The following is a 17,376-nucleotide window of genomic DNA, read 5'->3' on the forward strand; positions in this document are numbered from 1 at the left end:
CGGACGCCGTACGCGCTCGGCGCCGTGGCGTACGCCCGCTCGCGCGGCGCCCTGACCGTCGGGCTGGCCTGCAACGCGGGCAGCGCGCTGGCGGCGGCCGCCGAGCACGGCATCGAGGTGGTCGTCGGACCGGAGCTGCTCACCGGCTCCACCCGGCTGAAGGCGGGCACGGCCCAGAAGCTGGTGCTGAACATGCTGTCGACGATCACGATGATCCGGCTGGGCAAGACGTACGGGAACCTGATGGTCGACGTCCGCGCCTCGAACGAGAAGCTGCGCGCCCGTTCGCGGCGGATCGTCGCCCTGGCGACCGGGGCGGACGACGACGAGATCGAGCGGGCCCTCGCGGCCACCGGCGGTGAGGTGAAGCCCGCGATCCTGGTCCTGCTCGCGGGGGTGGACGGGCCCGCGGCCGCCCGCCTTCTGGAGGAGTCCGGCGGTCATCTGCGCGCCGCGCTCGCCGGGGCACGGCCCTGAGCCGCACCCTCGGGGGGTGCCCAACGATCCCCTTGCCACGGCCACCGCGCTCCTCCCCCTGGTCGGCGGCCCCGCGAACGTCACGTCCGTCGCCCACTGCATGACCCGGCTGCGGCTGGGCCTGGCCGATCCGTCCCGGGTGGACGAGGAGGCGCTGCGGGCGCTGCCCGGAGTGCTCGGTCTGGTCGTGGCCGACGGGACGTACCAGGTGGTGCTCGGTCCGGGGGTGGTGACGCGGGTGACGGCCGCGTTCGAGGAGTTGGTGGGGCGGCCGGCCGCGGAGGAAGCGGTAGGGCGGCCGGCCGCGGAGGAAGCGGTAGGGCGGCCGGCCGCGGAGGAAGCGGTAGGGCGGTCGACGGCGGGGGAGGCGGTAATGCGGTCGACGGCGGGGGAAGCGGTGGGTCGGGCGGCCGCGGAGGAAGCGGTGGGGCGGTCGACGGCGGAGGAACTGGCCGCGCGGGGCGCCGCGCTGAAGGACGCACGGCGGCGGCGCAACGCCACGCCCGTCAAGACGGCCCTGCGCCGCGTCGCCGCCGTCTTCGTGCCGCTCATCCCCGCCCTCATCGGCTGCGGGATCCTGGCCGGGGTCAACGGGCTGCTGCTGAACTCCGGCCGGCTGCCGTGGCTGACGCCCGCGCTGGCCGCCGTCGCCTCCGGTTTCATGGCGCTGATCGCCGTGTTCGTCGGCCACAACACGGCGAAGGAGTTCGGCGGCACGCCGGTGCTCGGCGGCGCGGTCGCGGCGATCGTCGTGTATCCGGGGGTCGCGGAGGTCACCGTGGCCGGGGTGACGCTCGCCCCCGGCCAGGGCGGGGTCCTGGGCGCGCTGGCGGCCGCGCTGCTCGCGGCGCACGTGGAGCGGTGGTGCCGGGGGCGGTTCCCGGACGCCCTGGACGTGCTGCTGACCCCCACCCTCACGGTCCTGGTCGCGGGCCTCGCCACGCTCTACGGCCTGATGTACGCGGCCGGCGCGGTCTCCTCGGCCGTCGGCACGGCCGCGGACTGGCTGCTGGTGACGACGGGCGCGTTCGCCGGGCTCGTCCTCGGCGGACTGTTCCTGCCGCTGGTGATGCTCGGCCTGCACCAGGCCCTCATCCCCCTGCACACCACCCTGATCGAGCAGCAGGGGTACACCGTGCTGCTGCCGGTCCTGGCGATGGCGGGCGCGGGCCAGGTCGGCGCCTCCCTCGCGGTGTACGTCCGCCTGCGCCACGACACCTCCCTGCGCACCACGATCAGGTCGGCGCTCCCGGCGGGCCTGCTGGGCGTGGGCGAGCCCCTGATCTACGGCGTCTCGCTCCCGTTGGGCCGCCCCTTCCTGACGGCGTGCGCGGGCGGGGCGGCCGGCGGGGCGTTCGTCGGGTTCTTCGCGATGCTCGGCGACCGGGTCGGCGCGACCGCCATCGGCCCGTCCGGCTGGGCCCTGTTCCCCCTGCTGGCCGGGAACCGGAGCTGGGGGACACTGCTCGCGATCTACGCGGGCGGGCTGCTGACGGGGTACGCGGTCGGCTTCGCCGCGACGTACGTCTTCGGCGTCACCGACCGCGTGACGGCGACCGCGACGGCCGACGGCCCGACCGCCCCCGGAAGCCCGACCGGTCCCGGAAGCCCGACCGGTCCCGGAGGCCCGACCGCCCCCGGAAGCCCGACCGGTCCGGAAGGCCCGGCTACTTCCGGCGGGCCGTCCGGTGGCCCGACACCTTCCCGATCCAGGTGATGAAGTCGCCCGGATCCTGGTCGGCGCCGTGGCCGCCGTCCCAGTAGTAGAGGGTGTTCACGTCGTCGCCGAGGTTCTCCAGGCGGGTGGCCAGGTTGGAGACGACCGACAGCGAGGTGTCGCTGTCCTTGGTGCCGACACGGAGCCACCAGTGCCGGGCGCGGTACGGGTTCACCCGGTCCACGAGGTGGTACATCGGGTTCATCAGCCGCAGCTTGGCGGGGAGGTCGGCGTCCAGCCGGGCGCCGGGTCCCTGCTCGTGGCGGAGGCTGTGGAGGGTGAAGTGGCGGGCCCGGGTGGTGCCGGTGCCGTAGAGGTTGTTCTCGGGGCTGCTCAGGTCGAAGGCGTCGAAGGACGGCGCGTTCTTCTTGCGGGCGCCCACATGGGTGAGGAAGCCGGCCCAGGTGAAGGAGGCCTTCCCGCCGGACCAGGTGAGGAAGGGGTGCGCGGCGAGGTAGTCGGCGCGGGCGGTGTCCGTCAGGCCCGCCAGGAACCTGGTGGCCGAGGGCTGGAGGTACCGCTCGACGAGGTAGTCGTCGAGGTTGCGGGCGGTGAGGGGGCCGTAGCCCGTGCCGCGCAGCCCGAGGGAGGCGAGGTAGCCGGTGTACTCGGCGGCGAGCTCCTTGGACAGCGTCTGGTCGACGAGCGCCCCGGAGGCCAGCGGGTTGGTGCCCCAGTTCCACTCGTAGGCGGCGTCGGCGTGCTCCAGGTCGGTGATCGGACACCAGTCGCCGCTGGCGAAGATCGCGTCGGAGGCGTCGGCCGCGCCGATCTCCTCCAGGTAGGGGTCGTAGAGCGGGCTGTCGCCGGAGGCGCCGAGCAGCGCGGACAGCGCGCCGCCCGCGCTGACGCCGGACGAGACGATCCGCTCGACGTCGCCGGGGACGCGGCCCTTGTTGAACTTCAGGTACCGCACGGCCGCCTTGAGGTCGACGATGGCGGCGGGCGCGGTGCCGTAGTGGACGCCGTCGGCGTCGACGACGGTCCGGCCGCGCGCGCCCGGTTCGACGACGACGTACCCGGCGGCCAGCGCCAGCCCCTGCCGGCTGGTGCCGCCGCCCATCCCGGAGGCCATGATCCCGGTGTTGTTCGCCACGCTCGACGGCATGTAGCCGCCGACGGAGTTGGCGAGGAGGATCGGCGCGCCGGAGGCGTCGACCGGGGTGCCGTCGACGGCGACCGGCACGCTGATGTTCAGGGACTGGTAGGCGGCGTTCACCGGCAGGGCGACGTAGCTCGCGACCTTGTGGAACCGGTAGGTCACGCTGTGGGTGGTGCCGGTGGTGTCCTTGATGGCGATGGTCTGCTCGGTGTGGGCGGCCGGGTCGAAGACCAGGGAGGAACCGGCGGCGGCCGCGGACGTCACGGACGTCGTACCGCCTCCGCTCGCCGCTCGCGCGCCGGTGGCGAACCCGAGGGCGGGGGCGGCCCCGGCGGCGGTGAGACCCATGACCACGGTTCTGCGCTTCACTCGCTTCACTTCCGTCTCTCCTCTGGGCGGCTGCTCGCGGCGACCCTCCCAATCGTCACCAAAACTGTCAACAATTAGCCCGCGCGGACGGGGGAAATGGCGTGATCGCACCCGTGCCCGCGCCGTGCCCGTGCCCGCGCCGTGCCCGTGCCCGTGCCCGTCCCCGCCCCGTCGCCCCGCCCGCGGGTGGTCCGTCAGGGGTGGTCTGTCAGCGCGGTGTGCGACGGTGGTGTCATCGCAGTCCGGCGCACGAGTGCGGAAAGCAGCAGGAAACGGAGACGCTCGCCATGAACCACGCCCAGCTCACCCACCTGGGCCGTGCCCTACGCCTCCTCGGTGAGCACGGCGAGGCCCTCACCTCGGACACCCCCGACGCCAAACTGCACGAGGTCAGAGCCGATCTGCGGCGGGCCCTGGAACTGCTGGACGAGAGCGCCGGCAGTGCCGCGCCCGCGACCCGCTGCGCCGAGCACCCGCACGGGCCCGTCGACGAGAGCGCCCCCGACCTGTGCCTGCTGTGCGAGACCCGCCGCCGGGCGGCCCGGCGCGCCGAGTTCAACGGCCCCGCCCCGCAGACCCCGCACCCGACCGCCCCCTCCCGCTACGGCACCCGCGCCGACCGCCCCCAGCCCCAGCAGCGCTGGCTGCCGGAGCTGTGGAACGGACAGGAGTGGCAGCTGTGCGGCACGCCCCGCCGCGACCGGCGCGAGGCCGAGGCGTACCTCGCCGCCCTGCGACGCGGCTCCCGGCCCGCCATGGCCTACCGCCTGGTGCACGAGTTCACCGACTACGAGGTCCTGCGCGTCTGGGGCACCCCGGTCCGCGTGGACATCGAGCCGCTGGGCAACGTCTAGGCCTCCAGCAGCGGCAGCGGCGGGAAGTCGTGGTCCTGCCACAGGCGGCGCGAGGTCTCCTCCGGGTAGGGGCGGACCTCCGGTCGCGCGTCCAGGATCTGCACGAGCCGCCGTTGCGTGTCGTACGCCGGCCAGCCCGGGTCGCCGGTGGCCGCGAACGCCGTCCAGGCGCCCCGCATGAAGGACGACAGGGCCCTCGCCTCCTCCGTCACCTCCGCGTCCCCGAAGAGCAGGGCCCCGAGGTCCGCCCGGTAGGTGCCGAACAGCAGGGGGATGTCCAGGCCGTGGCAGGCGCCGAAGGCGCCGTCCAGGGCGGGGGCCGGCCAGGTCAGCTCGTAGACATGGGCCCGGCCGCCGCCCGCGACCTGTGCCTCGGCCAGCCGCAGGGAGGGCATGTGGAACAGCCAGTCCGACTGCACCCGCTCGTACAGCTCGCCCGGCCCGGCCTGCGGGAACGCGGCGCGGTACGCCCGCTCCCCCGCCTGCCCGCCGCCCGGCCCGAACATCCGCAGCACGTCAGTCGCCTGATCCTCCGTCACCTTTCCCAGCCGCCCGGCCATGGCCACGAAGAGGCGGTACTCCTGCGCGTTGTGCCCGACGATCAGCTCGACGTCCCGGCCCGCGCCCGCCGCCAGCGCCTGCCAGGGGGTGACCGGCAGGACCTCGCCGTCGACGACCGGCGAGAACGGGGTGACGGTGGGCGCGACCCGGCCCCACCGGTCCACGCGCGCCGCCATCTTCTCGCCCAGCGCCGCCCCCGCCTCGGGCAGCTCGCGCGGATCGACGGCGGCCAGGTCGGCGGCGGTCGGGCGCAGCCCGGCCTCGGCGGCGATGGCGGCGGCCAGGTCACGGGCCAGCTCGTCGGAGAAGTAGGTGCCGGGCACGCTCTGCGCGACGGCCCGCCCGAACAGGCCCCGCGCGCTCGGCATGGCCAGCAGCGCCGCCACCGAACCGGCGCCCGCCGACTCCCCGAAGACGGTCACCCGGCCCGGGTCCCCGCCGAAGGCCGCGATGTTGTCCCGGACCCACTCCAGGGCGGCGACCTGGTCGAGCAGCCCCCGGTTGGCGAGGGCGCCGTCGATCCGGGCGAACCCCTCTATGCCGACGCGGTAGTTGAGGGTGACGACGACGAGGTCACCGGCGCGGGCGAGGTGCTGGGCGTCGTAGCCGGGGCTGCCGGAGTGGCCGATCTTGTAGGCGCCGCCGTAGATCCAGACCATCACCGGGCGGGGCGTGGCGGAGGGGCGCGGGTCCGGCGTCCAGACGTTCACCGTCAGCCACTCGTCGCCGGTGGGGGCGGCCCCCGCGGGACCCAGGACGCCCGCTTCCTGCGGGGGCGGCGGGCCGAAGGCGTCCGCCTCCCGGACGCCCTCCCAGGGGACGGGCGGGCGGGGGGCCTGGAAGCGGGCCGCTCCGACCGGGGGCGCGGCGAAGGGGATGCCGCGGAAGACGGCCAGACCGTCCCGCGCGCTCCCGCGTACCGCTCCGGCGGCGGTCCGTACGACGGGTGCGGGCGCCGGCTCCCGGTGTTCGGCTGTCGTCATCGCTTCGCCACTCCTCACTGCGGGATTCAGGGGCTCTCCGGGGAACGGAGCGGGGGCGCGGAAAGTGCCGGGCGGCCGCCGTCCCGCCGGTGCGGGGCGACGGCCGCCGCTCCCGGACGACCCGGTCGCGCGGCGCGGGGGCTCAGCTCAGCGTGCGCAGCGCGGCCGCGTCGTAGGGCTTCAGCTCGTCGAAGCGGCCGGAGAGGACCTTCGCCGCCCACTCCGGGTCCTGGAGCAGGGCGCGGCCGACGGCGACCAGGTCGAACTCGTCACGCTCCAGTCGGTCCAGGAGGTCGTCCAGGCCCTTGACCGGGGAGCCCTCGCCCCGGAAGGCGTTGATGAAGTCGCCGTCCAGGCCGACCGAGCCGACCGTGATGACGGGCTTGCCGGTGAGCTTCTTCGTCCAGCCCGCGAGGTTGAGGTCGGAGCCGTCGAACTCGGGGAGCCAGTAGCGGCGGGTGGAGGCGTGGAAGACGTCGACGCCGGCCGAGGCGAGCGGGGCGAGGACGGCCTCCAGCTCCTGCGGGGTCTCGGCGAGCCGGGCGTCGTAGGCCTCCTGCTTCCACTGCGAGTAGCGGAAGACGACCGGGAAGGAGGGGGAGACCGTCTCGCGCACCGCGGCCACGATCTCGGCGGCGAACCTCGTCCGGGCCACGGGGTCGCCGCCGTAGGCGTCGGTGCGGCGGTTGGTGCCCGCCCACAGGAACTGGTCGACGAGGTAGCCGTGGGCGCCGTGGATCTCCACGCCGTCGAAGCCGATGCGCTCGGCGGCCGCGGCCGCCTCGGCGAACGCGCCGATGACGTCGTCCAGGTCGCGCTGGGTCATCGCCTTGCCGGTGCCCGCGGTGCCGTCGACGCGGAGGCCGGAGGGACCGATGGCCGGGGCGTCCGCGTAGGGCGGCTGGCCCTGCTCGCGGACCATGCCGATGTGCCACAGCTGCGGCATGATCGTCCCGCCGGCCGCGTGCACGGCCTCGGCGACCCCGGCCCAGCCCGCGAGCTGCTCGTCACCGTGGAACCGCGGCACCCGGTCGCTCTGCCCGGCCGACGCGTGACCGACGTACGTCCCCTCGGTCACGATCAGGCCCACACCGGCGCCGGCGCGGCGCGCGTAGTACGAGACGACGTCGTCACCGGGGATGCCGTCCGGGGAGAACATGCGGGTCATGGGCGCCATCGCGATCCGGTTCGGGACGGTCAGGCCGCCCAGCGTGACCGGACGGGAGAGGATCTCGGCGGCGCGGGAGGCGGCGGAAGCGGTGACGGTCACGTGGGGGCTCCTAGGCGCGGGGACCAATCGGTATGTGCACATGCATCGAGTACCTGCGAGCACGTCAACCCGCTCGGGCGCGCCCGGCATTCCGGTTCCGGCCGGCCCGCCCTGTGATCCCGCCCACGCCGGGACCCGGGCCGTACGGCCACGGCCTCGGCCGGCGCCGTCGCCCGCGCCCCGGCAGCCCGCACGCCCCCCTCACCCCGACTGCCCTCCCCCCTCGGCGCCCCCTCCCGTTTCCTGATATTTCACCGTCAATTCGCCTGTCGTTACGTGAAGTTCCCGTCTCTCCCCACGTGGAGCAGTTCCGCTGGGCACCTCGTCGCCGACCGGCCCAGGCTCGTGGTGGAACCCGATCCGAAAGGCCCCCACCCATGCCCGTACACGGTTTCGCCCTGACGTCCGCCGCCCTCGCCCTGTCCTCGCTGTCCCTCCTCGCGGCCTCCCCGCACTCCGCGCCCGCCGCCGCGGCACCGGCCGCCCCCCTGATCATCGGCCACCGCGGCGCGGCCGGCCTCGCCCCGGAGAACACCCTGGAAGCCATCGACCGGGCCGACCGGGCAGGGGTCGACTGGGTCGAAGTGGACATCCAGCGCAGCAAGGACGGCGTGCTGGTCGTCATGCACGACCAGGACCTCGTCCGCACCACCGACGTCCGCGCGGTCTTCCCCCACCGCTCCCCCTGGAAGGTGGGCGACTTCACCATGGCGGAACTGGGCAGGCTCCGCGCGGGGGCCTCGCCCCAGTGGAAGAAGACCGCGTACGCGTCGGCCCGCATCCCCACCCTCGGCCAGGTGCTCGACCGGCTCGACCGCAACGGCCAGGGTCTGCTGCTGGAGGTGAAGTGGCCGGGGAACTTCCCCGGCGTCACCGGCGACATCCTGAAGGTCCTCGACCGGAAGGGCTGGCTGGACGCCCACCACGTCGACAACCGCCTCTACGTGATCAGTTTCCTGGCCGGCGCCCTGAAGGAGGTCCGCGCCAGGCGCCCCGACATCAGGCTGGGCGTCTGCGACGAGACCCCGTCGGCCGGCGAGCTGGCGTCGTACGCGACGTTCGTGGACGTCGTCAACCCGGACCACCGTGGCCTCACCCAGGGCTATGTGCGCAAGGCACAGGCGCTGAAGGGCCCGCACGGCCGGCCGCTGAAGGTGTGGCCGTGGACGGTGAACACCGCCGGCCCGGCCCGCCAACTGCGCGACTGGCACGCGGACGGCATCACCACCGACGTGCCCGACACGATCGGGAAGGCCCTGACGCAGGGCTGACGGGGGATCACCCGCCGCGCCCGGCGGACCTGCCCGTGAAGCGTGGAACGCCCGAGGGCGGCACCCCCTGTCGGAACAGGGGGTGCCGCCCTCGGTACTTCGGACGGGTCCGATCCTCGGAAGGATCAGAAGTCCATGTCACCGCCCGGCATGCCGCCGCCGGCCGGGGCAGCGTTCTTCTCCGGCTTGTCGGCGATGACGGCCTCGGTGGTGAGGAACAGCGCGGCGATCGACGCGGCGTTCTGCAGCGCGGAGCGCGTCACCTTCGCCGGGTCGATGATGCCCTCGGCGACCAGGTCGACGTACTCGCCGGTCGCGGCGTTCAGGCCGTGACCCGGGGTCAGGTTGCGCACCTTCTCCACCACGACGCCGCCCTCGAGGCCGGCGTTGACGGCGATCTGCTTCAGCGGGGCCTCGAGCGCCAGCTTGACGGCGGCGGCACCGGTGGCCTCGTCGCCCTCCAGCTCCAGCTTCTCGAAGACCTGGGAGGCCTGGAGCAGGGCCACGCCACCACCGGCGACGATGCCCTCCTCGACGGCCGCCTTCGCGTTGCGGACGGCGTCCTCGATGCGGTGCTTGCGCTCCTTGAGCTCGACCTCGGTGGCGGCACCGGCCTTGATGACGGCCACGCCGCCCGCGAGCTTGGCCAGGCGCTCCTGGAGCTTCTCGCGGTCGTAGTCGGAGTCGCTGTTCTCGATCTCGGCGCGGATCTGGTTCACCCGGCCCGCGACCTGCTCGGAGGAGCCGGCGCCGTCGACGATGGTGGTCTCGTCCTTGGTGATGACGACCTTGCGGGCCTTGCCCAGCAGGTCGACGGTCGTGTTCTCGAGCTTGAGACCGACCTCCTCGGAGATGACCTCGCCGCCGGTGAGGATGGCGATGTCGTTCAGCATCGCCTTGCGGCGGTCGCCGAAGCCCGGGGCCTTGACCGCGACGGACTTGAAGGTGCCGCGGATCTTGTTGACGACCAGGGTCGACAGGGCCTCGCCCTCGACGTCCTCGGCGATGATCAGCAGCGGCTTGCCCGACTGCATGACCTTCTCCAGGAGCGGGAGCAGGTCCTTGACGTTCGCGATCTTGGAGTTCGCGATGAGGATGTACGGGTCGTCGAGGACGGCCTCCATACGCTCCATGTCGGTGGCGAAGTACGCCGAGATGTAGCCCTTGTCGAAGCGCATACCCTCGGTGAGCTCCAGCTCCAGACCGAAGGTCTGGGACTCCTCGACGGTGATGACGCCTTCCTTGCCGACCTTGTCCATGGCCTCGGCGATGAGCTCGCCGATCTGGGTGTCGGCGGCGGAGATGGAGGCCGTGGAGGCGATCTGCTCCTTGGTCTCGACGTCCTTCGCCTGCTCCAGCAGGGCGGCGGAGACGGCCTCGACGGCCTTCTCGATACCGCGCTTCAGGGCCATCGGGTTGGCGCCGGCGGCGACGTTGCGCAGACCCTCCTTGACCAGGGCCTGGGCCAGAACGGTCGCCGTGGTCGTACCGTCACCGGCGACGTCGTCCGTCTTCTTGGCGACTTCCTTGACCAGCTCGGCGCCGATCTTCTCGTACGGGTCCTCGAGCTCGATCTCCTTGGCGATGGAGACACCGTCGTTGGTGATCGTGGGCGCGCCCCACTTCTTCTCGAGGACGACGTTGCGGCCCTTGGGGCCGAGCGTCACCTTCACGGCGTCCGCGAGCTGGTTCATGCCGCGCTCGAGGCCGCGCCGCGCCTCCTCGTCGAACGCGATGATCTTGGCCATGTGAAGTGGTCCCTCCAGGACTGGGGGTGATTCCTTCGGACCGCGCCCGCGCCCGCGACGGACGGCTCGCCGGCCTCGTGGTTCCTTCCCCACCCGGCCTGCGGGCCTCACCGACCCGGTCCTTCATTGTCACTCTCACCTTCAGAGTGCTAACGCAATGATTAGCACTCGGGCATGCCGAGTGCAAGCGCCTCGGGGGGATCGGCCCGGGGCGAAGCGGACGAAGGCGCCTTCACCACCCGGGCCGCGCGGGGTCCTGCGGGCCGGAGCGCCCGGACACCCCCGGCGTCGCGAAGGCCCCCCGGCACCTCCCCGGCGCGGCGCGGGCAGGACGAAGGCCCCGGCACCTCCCCGGCGCGGCGCGGGCAGGACGAAGGGCCCGCACCCCCGTCGGGGTGCGGGCCCTTCGTCGAAAAGCGTTGAAAACAGTTCAGGCGGTGACGCGAACCATGTCGGCCTGCGGGCCCTTCTGACCCTGCGAGATCTCGAACTCGACCCGCTGGCCCTCTTCCAGGGTGCGGTAGCCGTCCATCTGAATCGCGCTGTAGTGGACGAAGACGTCCGCACCACCGTCGACCGCGATGAAGCCGTACCCCTTCTCCGCGTTGAACCACTTGACGGTGCCCTGAGCCATGCCTAACTCCCCTATTACTGGCCCTTGCACAGATCCACACTTCGCGGATCCGGGTCAGACCTCACCCCCCAGTTGGTTGGGGGCGTGCGCCGGAACGCGTCGACCGCGGCTGAATGTATCTGTCCCACTGCCGTCTGCAACAGGTCAATCGGACGAGAATTCTGGACGCCGACGGTCCGGAATATGGTGAGAATTCTCCCGAATTCAGGGCAATTCGGGCCACACAAAGGGAACAAGAGGCGCAAAATACCTGCACACTTTGGCTACTTCTCACCGCATGTGAAGGCGGGGCTCATATGCGTTCGGCATGCGATGGGCGGCGCGTTCCCCAACTGTACCGCGCTCAACCACATTGAATTGCCTCCTCCGCTTCTCTTACGGAGGAGGCAATTCCATGAACTCTGGGTAATACCTGTTACCGAGGGTTACTACCGGCGAGTACGGAGTGCGTGTCAGCCGCCGGCGACGGCCGGGATGATCGAGACGCCGGCGCCGTCCGGGGTCGCGGTCTCCAGCCCCTGCTCGAACCGCACGTCGTCGTCGTTCACGTACACGTTGACGAACCGGCGCAGCTTGCCCTGGTCGTCGAGGACGCGCGCGGCGATACCGGTGTGGTTCTTCTCCAGGTCGGCGATGACCTCGGCGAGGTTCGTGCCCTCGGCGGCGACCTCGGCCTGACCGCCCGTGTAGGTGCGCAGGATGGTGGGGATGCGGACGGTGACGCTCACGGTGTTTCCTCCGGACGGGTAGGCGCCCTGCGGGGGCGCGGGGATCTGCGCGACCAGCTCCCCGCGGCCCGCAGACGAACAACGGCCTCTCAGGCGAGACCGGCCTCGTGGAACGACTCGAGGTTCGGGCGGATGGTGGCCGTCAGCCCGGTCCCGGCGACCGCGTCCAGCGTCTTGAGGCCGTCTCCGGTGTTGAGCACGACGGTCGTCAGCGTCGGGTCCAGCAGACCGGCCTCGATCAGCTTCTTGGTGACGCCGACCGTCACACCGCCCGCCGTCTCGGCGAAGACGCCCTCGGTCCGCGCCAGCAGCTTGATCGCGTCGACCACCTGCTCGTCGTTCACGTCCTCCACGGCACCGCCCGTGCGGCGCGCGATGTCGAGGACGTAGGGGCCGTCGGCCGGGTTGCCGATGGCGAGGGACTTGGCGATGGTGTTCGGCTTCTGCGGGCGGACCACGTCGTGGCCGGCCTTGTAGGCGACGGACACCGGGGAGCAGCCCTCGGCCTGCGCACCGAAGATCTTGTACGGCCGGCCCTCGACCAGGCCGAGCTTGATCAGCTCCTGGAGCCCCTTGTCGATCTTCGTGAGCTGCGAGCCGGAGGCGATCGGCACCACGATCTGGTCCGGGAGCCGCCAGCCGAGCTGCTCGCAGATCTCGTACGCGAGCGTCTTGGAGCCCTCGGCGTAGTAGGGCCGCAGGTTGACGTTGACGAAGCCCCAGCCCTCGCCCGCCGGGTCGCCGATGAGCTCGGAGCAGAAGCGGTTGACGTCGTCGTAGTTGCCCTCGATGCCGACGAGTTCGCCGCCGTAGACCGCGGCCATGACGACCTTGCCCTGCTCCAGGTCGTGCGGGATGAACACGCAGGAGCGGAAGCCGGCGCGGGCGGCCGCGGCGCCGACGGCGCCGGCCAGGTTGCCGGTGGAGGAGCAGGAGAGGGTGGTGAAGCCGAAGGCGCGGGCGGCCTCCAGGGCCTGGGCGACGACGCGGTCCTTGAAGGAGTGCGTCGGGTTGCCGGAGTCGTCCTTGACGAACAGCTTCCCGGCCTCGACGCCCAGCTCACGCGCCAGGTTGTCGGCCTGGACGAGCTTGGTCCAGCCGGGGTTGAGGTTCGGCTTGTCCGCCACGTCGGCCGGGACGGGCAGCAGCGGGGCGTAGCGCCAGATGTTCGCGGGGCCCGCCTCGATGCGCTTGCGGAGCTCCTCCGGGTCGTATCCGGAGTAGTCGTAGGCGATCTCGAGCGGGCCGAAACACTCCTCGCAGGCGAAGACCGGGCCGAGCGGCACCCGGTGACCGCACTCGCGACAGGAGAGCGCCTCGGCCGGACCGAGGTCGACGGAGGGGGTGGTGCCGGAGGGGGCGGTGACGGAGGGAGTGGTGCTTGCAACTGTCTGCGCAGCCATGTGAGGCGAGGCCCTTTCTCCTCATCTTCCCCACGACGCATCTCGCCGTGAGACGGAATTGGCACCTTCCCGAGCCGGGAGCCTCGCGGGGATCGTCGACTGCCCGTCGGCAGTGATCCGTACGAGACCGGCTGGAGGGTTGCCGGGGCTTCATCGGGCCGTGTCCCTCTGCCCCTCTGGATGAGCGGTATTCGATTGTGAGCGCGGGCGACCCCGGACATGCGATGGTCATCCGCGTTGTTCAAGACTGTAACCGAAGGCCACGACAGTTGAGTGAGACGTCCGAACCGCGAGATGGATCACACGGTCACCCCGTGTGTACCTGGTGTGATCACGACAGTGAGGAGCCGCAGACCGTGCTGGAAGAAGTCGAGCGCTGGCTGGCCACCCGCTCCTGGTCCGTGACCGACCGCCCGCTGCACCGGATCCTGGCCGCCAAGCGCGCCTCGGGCCAGACGGTGTCCGTCGTGCTGCCCGCGCTGAACGAGGAGGAGACGGTCGGCGACATCGTCTCCGTCATCCGTCACGACCTCATGCACCAGGTCCCGCTGGTCGACGAGATCGTCGTCGTCGACTCGGGATCGACCGACCGCACCTCCGAGGTGGCCGCGGCGGCCGGGGCCCGGGTCGTCCACCGGGACGAGATCCTGCCCCGCGTCCCGGCCGTGCCCGGCAAGGGCGAGGTCCTGTGGCGCTCACTGCTGGTCACCACCGGGGACATCGTCTGTTTCGTCGACGCCGACCTGAAGGAGTTCTCCTCCGACTTCGTCTCGGGCATCGTGGGCCCGCTGCTCACCGATCCGGGCGTCGACCTGGTCAAGGCCATGTACGACCGACCGCTGGCCGGCGGCGCCGGCCAGGGCGGCCGGGTGACGGAGCTGATGGCCCGTCCGCTGCTCAACATGCACTGGCCGCAGCTCGCGGGGTTCGTGCAGCCGCTGGGCGGCGAGTACGCGGCCCGCCGCCGCCTGCTGGAGCAGCTGCCCTTCCCCGTCGGGTACGGCGTGGAGCTGGGCATGCTGGTCGACGCCCTGCACCTGGTGGGCCTGGACGCGCTGGCCCAGGTCGACGTCGGGGTGCGCAAGCACCGCCACCAGGACGGGCAGGCGCTCGGCCGGATGGCCGCGGCGATCTACCGCACGGCGCAGCTGCGGCTGGCCCGCGGGCACCTCGTCCGCCCGTCCCTCACCCAGTTCGAGCGGGGCCCGGACGGCTTCGAGCCGCGCACCTACTCGGTGGACACGGAGGAGCGGCCGCCGATGGCGGAGATCGCCGAGTACGCCACCCGCAAGGTGGCGTGACGGAGACGACACCCGGACGGACGCCCCGTATACGGCCGGACACGACCGGTTCACCCCCCACGTCCGTACGTTTGAGCGGATCGGGTCCGGGCTAGGTTGAGGCGTATGGCTTCCACGCACGGTGCTGCTGCTCAGGGTGCTCAGGTGCTGGTCGCGTCCAACCGCGGCCCGGTCTCGTACACCGTCGGTGAGGACGGCTCGCTGCACGCCAGACGCGGCGGCGGCGGGCTGGTCTCCGGACTGTCGGCGATCGGCCCGGACGCGGGCGCCCTCTGGGTGTGCTCGGCGCTGTCCGACGGCGACCGGGAGGCGGTCCGGCGCGGGGTCGGCGAGGACGGCGTGCGGATGCTGCCCGTCCCGGCCGACGTGCACGCCGACGCGTACAACGGCATCGCCAACTCGGTGCTGTGGTTCGTCCACCACCTGCTGTACCAGACCCCGCTGGAGCCGGTCTTCGACGCGGAGTTCCGGCGCCAGTGGGCCTCGTACGAGACGTACAACCGCGCCTTCGCCGAGGCGCTGGCGGAGGAGGCGGCGCCGGGGGCGGCGGTCCTCGTCCAGGACTACCACCTGTGCCTGGTCCCGGGGATGCTCCGCGAGCTCCGCCCCGACCTGCGCATCGGGCACTTCTCGCACACGCCGTGGGCGCCGGTGGACTACTTCGGGCTGCTCCCCGGCGACATCCGCGGCCGGCTCCTGCGGGGCATGCTCGGCGCGGACCGGCTCGGCTTCCTGACCCGCCGCTGGGCGGACGCGTTCACCGCGTGCTGCGAGGAGTTCGTGGACGGTACGGGCGGTACGGAGATCGGCGTGCACGGCCTGGGCGCCGACGCCGAGTTCCTGCGCGCCCGCTCCCGCGAGCAGGACGTCGAGGAACGCCTGGCGGCCCTGCGCGAGGAGATCGGCACGGTCCCCGGCGGCGGCGCCCGCAAGGTGATCGTCCGGGTGGACCGGACCGAGCTGTCGAAGAACATCGTGCGCGGTCTCCTGGCCTACCGGCAGTTCCTCGACGACCACCCCGAGTGGCACGAGCGGGTCGCCCACGTGGCCTTCGCCTACCCCTCCCGCCAGGACCTCGCCGTCTACCGCGACTACACGGCCGAGGTGCGGCGGCTGGCCGGGGAGATCAACGAGCGGTACGGCTCCGCGGGCTGGACCCCGGTCGTCCTGCACGTGAAGGACGACTTCGCCCGCTCCCTGGCGGCGTACCGCCTCGCGGACGTGGCGCTGGTCAACCCCATCCGCGACGGCATGAACCTGGTCGCGAAGGAGGTCCCGGTCGTCTCCGACGGGGGCTGCGCGCTGGTGCTGTCCCGGGAGGCCGGCGCGTACGGCGAGCTGCACGAGGACGCGATCACCATCAACCCGTACGACGTCATGGAGACCGCCCGTGCCCTGCACGAGGCGCTGACCATGGCGCCGGAGGAGCGGGCGCACCGCACCAAGCGGCTGGCTGCCGCCGCGACCGCGCTGCCTCCGGCCCGGTGGTTCCTGGATCAGCTGGAGGCGCTGCGGGGAACGCGGGCCAGCTGATCCGCCAGCGCCCGCAGCAGGCCCACGACGCCGGCCGGGCCGTCGACGACCAGGTCGGCGCGCTCGGCGAGCTCGGTCACCTCCGCGCTGCCGCTGGCGACGAGCAGGCCGGGGACGCCGTCGGAGCGGAGTTTCTCCACGGCGGCGAAGGCGGGCAGGTCGCCGAGGTCGTCGCCGGCGTAGAGCACGGCCTCGGCGCCGGTCTCGCGGGCGTGCTCCAGCAGCGCCACGCCCTTGTCCACGCCCGGCGGGCGCAGCTCCAGGACCATCCGGCCCGGCTCGACGATCAGCCCGTGGCGGGCGGCGAGATCGCCGAGGGGCTTCCGTACGGCCTCGAAGGCGGCCTGCGGGTCCTCGGCGCGGCGGGTGTGCACGGCGACGGCCCGGCCCTTCTCCTCCACCCAGGTCCCCCGCCACGCGCCGGCCGCCTCCAGCACGCCCGGCAGCTCGGCGCGGACGGCGGCGACGCCGGGGTGGGGTTCGGGGGCGCTGACGGTGTCGGTGCGGGCGTCCCACCGTTCGGCGCCGTAGTGGCCGAGCACGGTCAGGTGCTCCAGCCCCGGCACACCGGCGAAGCCGCCGTTGCGCACGGCCACGGCGGCGGGCCGGCCGGTGACGACGGCGACGGAGGCGACCTTCGGGGCGAGCCGCGCGAGGGCGGGAACGGCGTCCGGGTGCGCCCGCGCGTCGTCCGGGTTCTCGACGATCGGCGCGAGCGTGCCGTCGAAGTCGAGACCGACGAGCGTCCCGGCGGGCCGGGCCAGGATCGCGCGCAGCGCGTCCCGGCCGGCGGCGGTGGTCGGTTCGGGGAGTGCGGGTTCCGTGGAGTGCGTCTCTGGGGTGCCCATACGGCGACGATAACCGGGCGGACCCACCACCGGGGGGTGCGGCCCCGCCAACCCAGCCCCTCCGACGTCCGGCCCCTCACAGCGCCGGCCGGGGCAACCCAGCCCCTCCGACGTCCAGCCCCTCACAGCGCCGGCCGGGGCAACCCAGCCCCTCCGGCATCTGAGGACGAGGCCCGTTCAGGGCCGATCGGGGGTGCGGGGGCGGAGCCCCTGCGTACCGCGTGCGGGCCGCACCGCCTCAGCGTTCGGCCCGCCGGGCCTCCCGCACCCGCCGCAGCCGGTTCACCGTGACCGGATCGTGGGCCAGCGCCCGCGGGTCGTCCAGCAGGGCGTTGAGCAGCTGGTAGTAGCGGACCGGGGACAGGTCCAGCTCCTCACGGATCGCCCGTTCCTTCGCCCCGGGCGCGGAGAACCCGCGCCGTTCCAGGGCGAGGATGTCCCGCTCCCTCGCCCCCAGTTCCGCCTCTGGCCGCTGCATGCCCGCACCGTAACCCAACGGCTCAGCCGGTGGCGCCGCTCTCCGCGGTGGTCGCCGTCGCCTCGATCTGGCCGAGGACGCCGGCCGGGCTGCCGCGGG

At 72.8% G+C, this 17,376-nt stretch carries 15 protein-coding genes and 1 riboswitch; of the genes, 6 read left to right on the plus strand and 9 right to left on the minus strand.

Translation table 11 applies throughout. From position 1 onward, the window contains the following. Both ACFV9M_RS40215 and ACFV9M_RS40220 read left to right on the plus strand, forming a co-directional pair. Positions 1-477, plus strand: a 477-nt coding sequence (locus ACFV9M_RS40215) for an N-acetylmuramic acid 6-phosphate etherase (protein WP_385102707.1), incomplete at its 5' end; no start/stop codon positions are given. A 16-nt stretch (positions 478-493) separates the two neighbouring features. After that, positions 494-2,194: a PTS transporter subunit EIIC gene (locus tag ACFV9M_RS40220; RefSeq protein WP_385069901.1), complete on the plus strand. Its 1,701-nt coding sequence runs from the start codon at positions 494-496 to the stop codon at positions 2,192-2,194. On the opposite strand, the gene ACFV9M_RS40225 is transcribed toward ACFV9M_RS40220, so the two are convergent. Continuing rightward, the gene (locus ACFV9M_RS40225) at positions 2,145-3,644 is read right to left on the minus strand and encodes a subtype B tannase (protein WP_385070002.1); all 1,500 of its coding nucleotides are present in this window, start codon (positions 3,642-3,644) and stop codon (positions 2,145-2,147) included. The genes ACFV9M_RS40220 and ACFV9M_RS40225 overlap by 50 nt on opposite strands. A 308-nt stretch (positions 3,645-3,952) precedes the next feature. On the opposite strand from ACFV9M_RS40225, the gene ACFV9M_RS40230 reads away from it, so the two are divergent. After that, positions 3,953-4,519, plus strand: a complete 567-nt coding sequence (locus ACFV9M_RS40230; protein WP_385069903.1) for a hypothetical protein — start codon at positions 3,953-3,955, stop codon at positions 4,517-4,519. Here the strand turns inward: ACFV9M_RS40230 and ACFV9M_RS40235 are convergent. Both ACFV9M_RS40235 and ACFV9M_RS40240 read right to left on the minus strand, forming a co-directional pair. Then, a complete protein-coding gene (locus tag ACFV9M_RS40235; protein WP_385069906.1) occupies positions 4,516-6,063 on the minus strand; it encodes a carboxylesterase/lipase family protein in 1,548 nt (515 codons plus the stop codon). The genes ACFV9M_RS40230 and ACFV9M_RS40235 overlap by 4 nt on opposite strands. A gap of 142 nt (positions 6,064-6,205) precedes the next feature. Then, positions 6,206-7,333 carry an NADH:flavin oxidoreductase gene (locus ACFV9M_RS40240; protein WP_385069908.1) on the minus strand — a complete coding sequence of 376 codons (1,128 nt, stop codon included), beginning with the start codon at positions 7,331-7,333 and terminating at the stop codon, positions 6,206-6,208. 377 nt (positions 7,334-7,710) lie between these two features. On the opposite strand from ACFV9M_RS40240, the gene ACFV9M_RS40245 reads away from it, so the two are divergent. Next, positions 7,711-8,604, plus strand: a complete 894-nt coding sequence (locus tag ACFV9M_RS40245; RefSeq protein ID WP_385069911.1) for a glycerophosphodiester phosphodiesterase — start codon at positions 7,711-7,713, stop codon at positions 8,602-8,604. Between the two features lie 125 nt (positions 8,605-8,729). Here ACFV9M_RS40245 and groL read toward each other — a convergent pair whose 3' ends face one another. The 4 genes from groL to thrC all read right to left on the minus strand — a co-directional run bounded on the left by groL (position 8,730) and on the right by thrC (position 13,117). Then, on the minus strand, positions 8,730-10,352 hold the full coding sequence (groL, locus tag ACFV9M_RS40250) for a chaperonin GroEL (protein ID WP_385069914.1): 1,623 nt from the start codon (positions 10,350-10,352) through the stop codon (positions 8,730-8,732). A 430-nt stretch (positions 10,353-10,782) separates the two neighbouring features. Further along, positions 10,783-10,986, minus strand: a complete 204-nt coding sequence (locus ACFV9M_RS40255; protein ID WP_004986573.1) for a cold-shock protein — start codon at positions 10,984-10,986, stop codon at positions 10,783-10,785. 452 nt (positions 10,987-11,438) lie between these two features. After that, the gene (locus tag ACFV9M_RS40260; protein WP_385069917.1) at positions 11,439-11,714 is read right to left on the minus strand and encodes a MoaD/ThiS family protein; all 276 of its coding nucleotides are present in this window, start codon (positions 11,712-11,714) and stop codon (positions 11,439-11,441) included. 89 nt (positions 11,715-11,803) lie between these two features. Continuing rightward, positions 11,804-13,117 (minus strand): threonine synthase, encoded by a 1,314-nt coding sequence (gene thrC, locus ACFV9M_RS40265; RefSeq protein WP_385069920.1) that lies wholly within the window; start codon positions 13,115-13,117, stop codon positions 11,804-11,806. Between the two features lie 18 nt (positions 13,118-13,135). Then, positions 13,136-13,304, minus strand: a riboswitch (SAM riboswitch). A gap of 169 nt (positions 13,305-13,473) precedes the next feature. Between thrC and ACFV9M_RS40270 the strand changes: the two genes are divergently transcribed. Both ACFV9M_RS40270 and ACFV9M_RS40275 read left to right on the plus strand, forming a co-directional pair. Continuing rightward, positions 13,474-14,418, plus strand: a complete 945-nt coding sequence (locus tag ACFV9M_RS40270; protein ID WP_385069922.1) for a glucosyl-3-phosphoglycerate synthase — start codon at positions 13,474-13,476, stop codon at positions 14,416-14,418. Between the two features lie 105 nt (positions 14,419-14,523). After that, a complete protein-coding gene (locus tag ACFV9M_RS40275; protein ID WP_385069925.1) occupies positions 14,524-15,951 on the plus strand; it encodes a trehalose-6-phosphate synthase in 1,428 nt (475 codons plus the stop codon). On the opposite strand, the gene otsB is transcribed toward ACFV9M_RS40275, so the two are convergent. Together otsB and ACFV9M_RS40285 are read right to left on the minus strand one after the other, a co-directional pair. Continuing rightward, the gene (gene otsB / locus ACFV9M_RS40280; RefSeq protein ID WP_385069928.1) at positions 15,915-16,799 is read right to left on the minus strand and encodes a trehalose-phosphatase; all 885 of its coding nucleotides are present in this window, start codon (positions 16,797-16,799) and stop codon (positions 15,915-15,917) included. The two genes, ACFV9M_RS40275 and otsB, sit on opposite strands and share 37 nt — an antisense overlap. 238 nt (positions 16,800-17,037) lie before the next feature. Further along, positions 17,038-17,277 carry a DUF3263 domain-containing protein gene (locus tag ACFV9M_RS40285; protein ID WP_385069931.1) on the minus strand — a complete coding sequence of 80 codons (240 nt, stop codon included), beginning with the start codon at positions 17,275-17,277 and terminating at the stop codon, positions 17,038-17,040. Positions 17,278-17,376 lie beyond the last annotated feature (99 nt).

Source organism: Streptomyces sp. NPDC059895 (assembly GCF_042731035.1).
Taxonomy (GTDB): Bacteria; Actinomycetota; Actinomycetes; order Streptomycetales; family Streptomycetaceae; genus Streptomyces.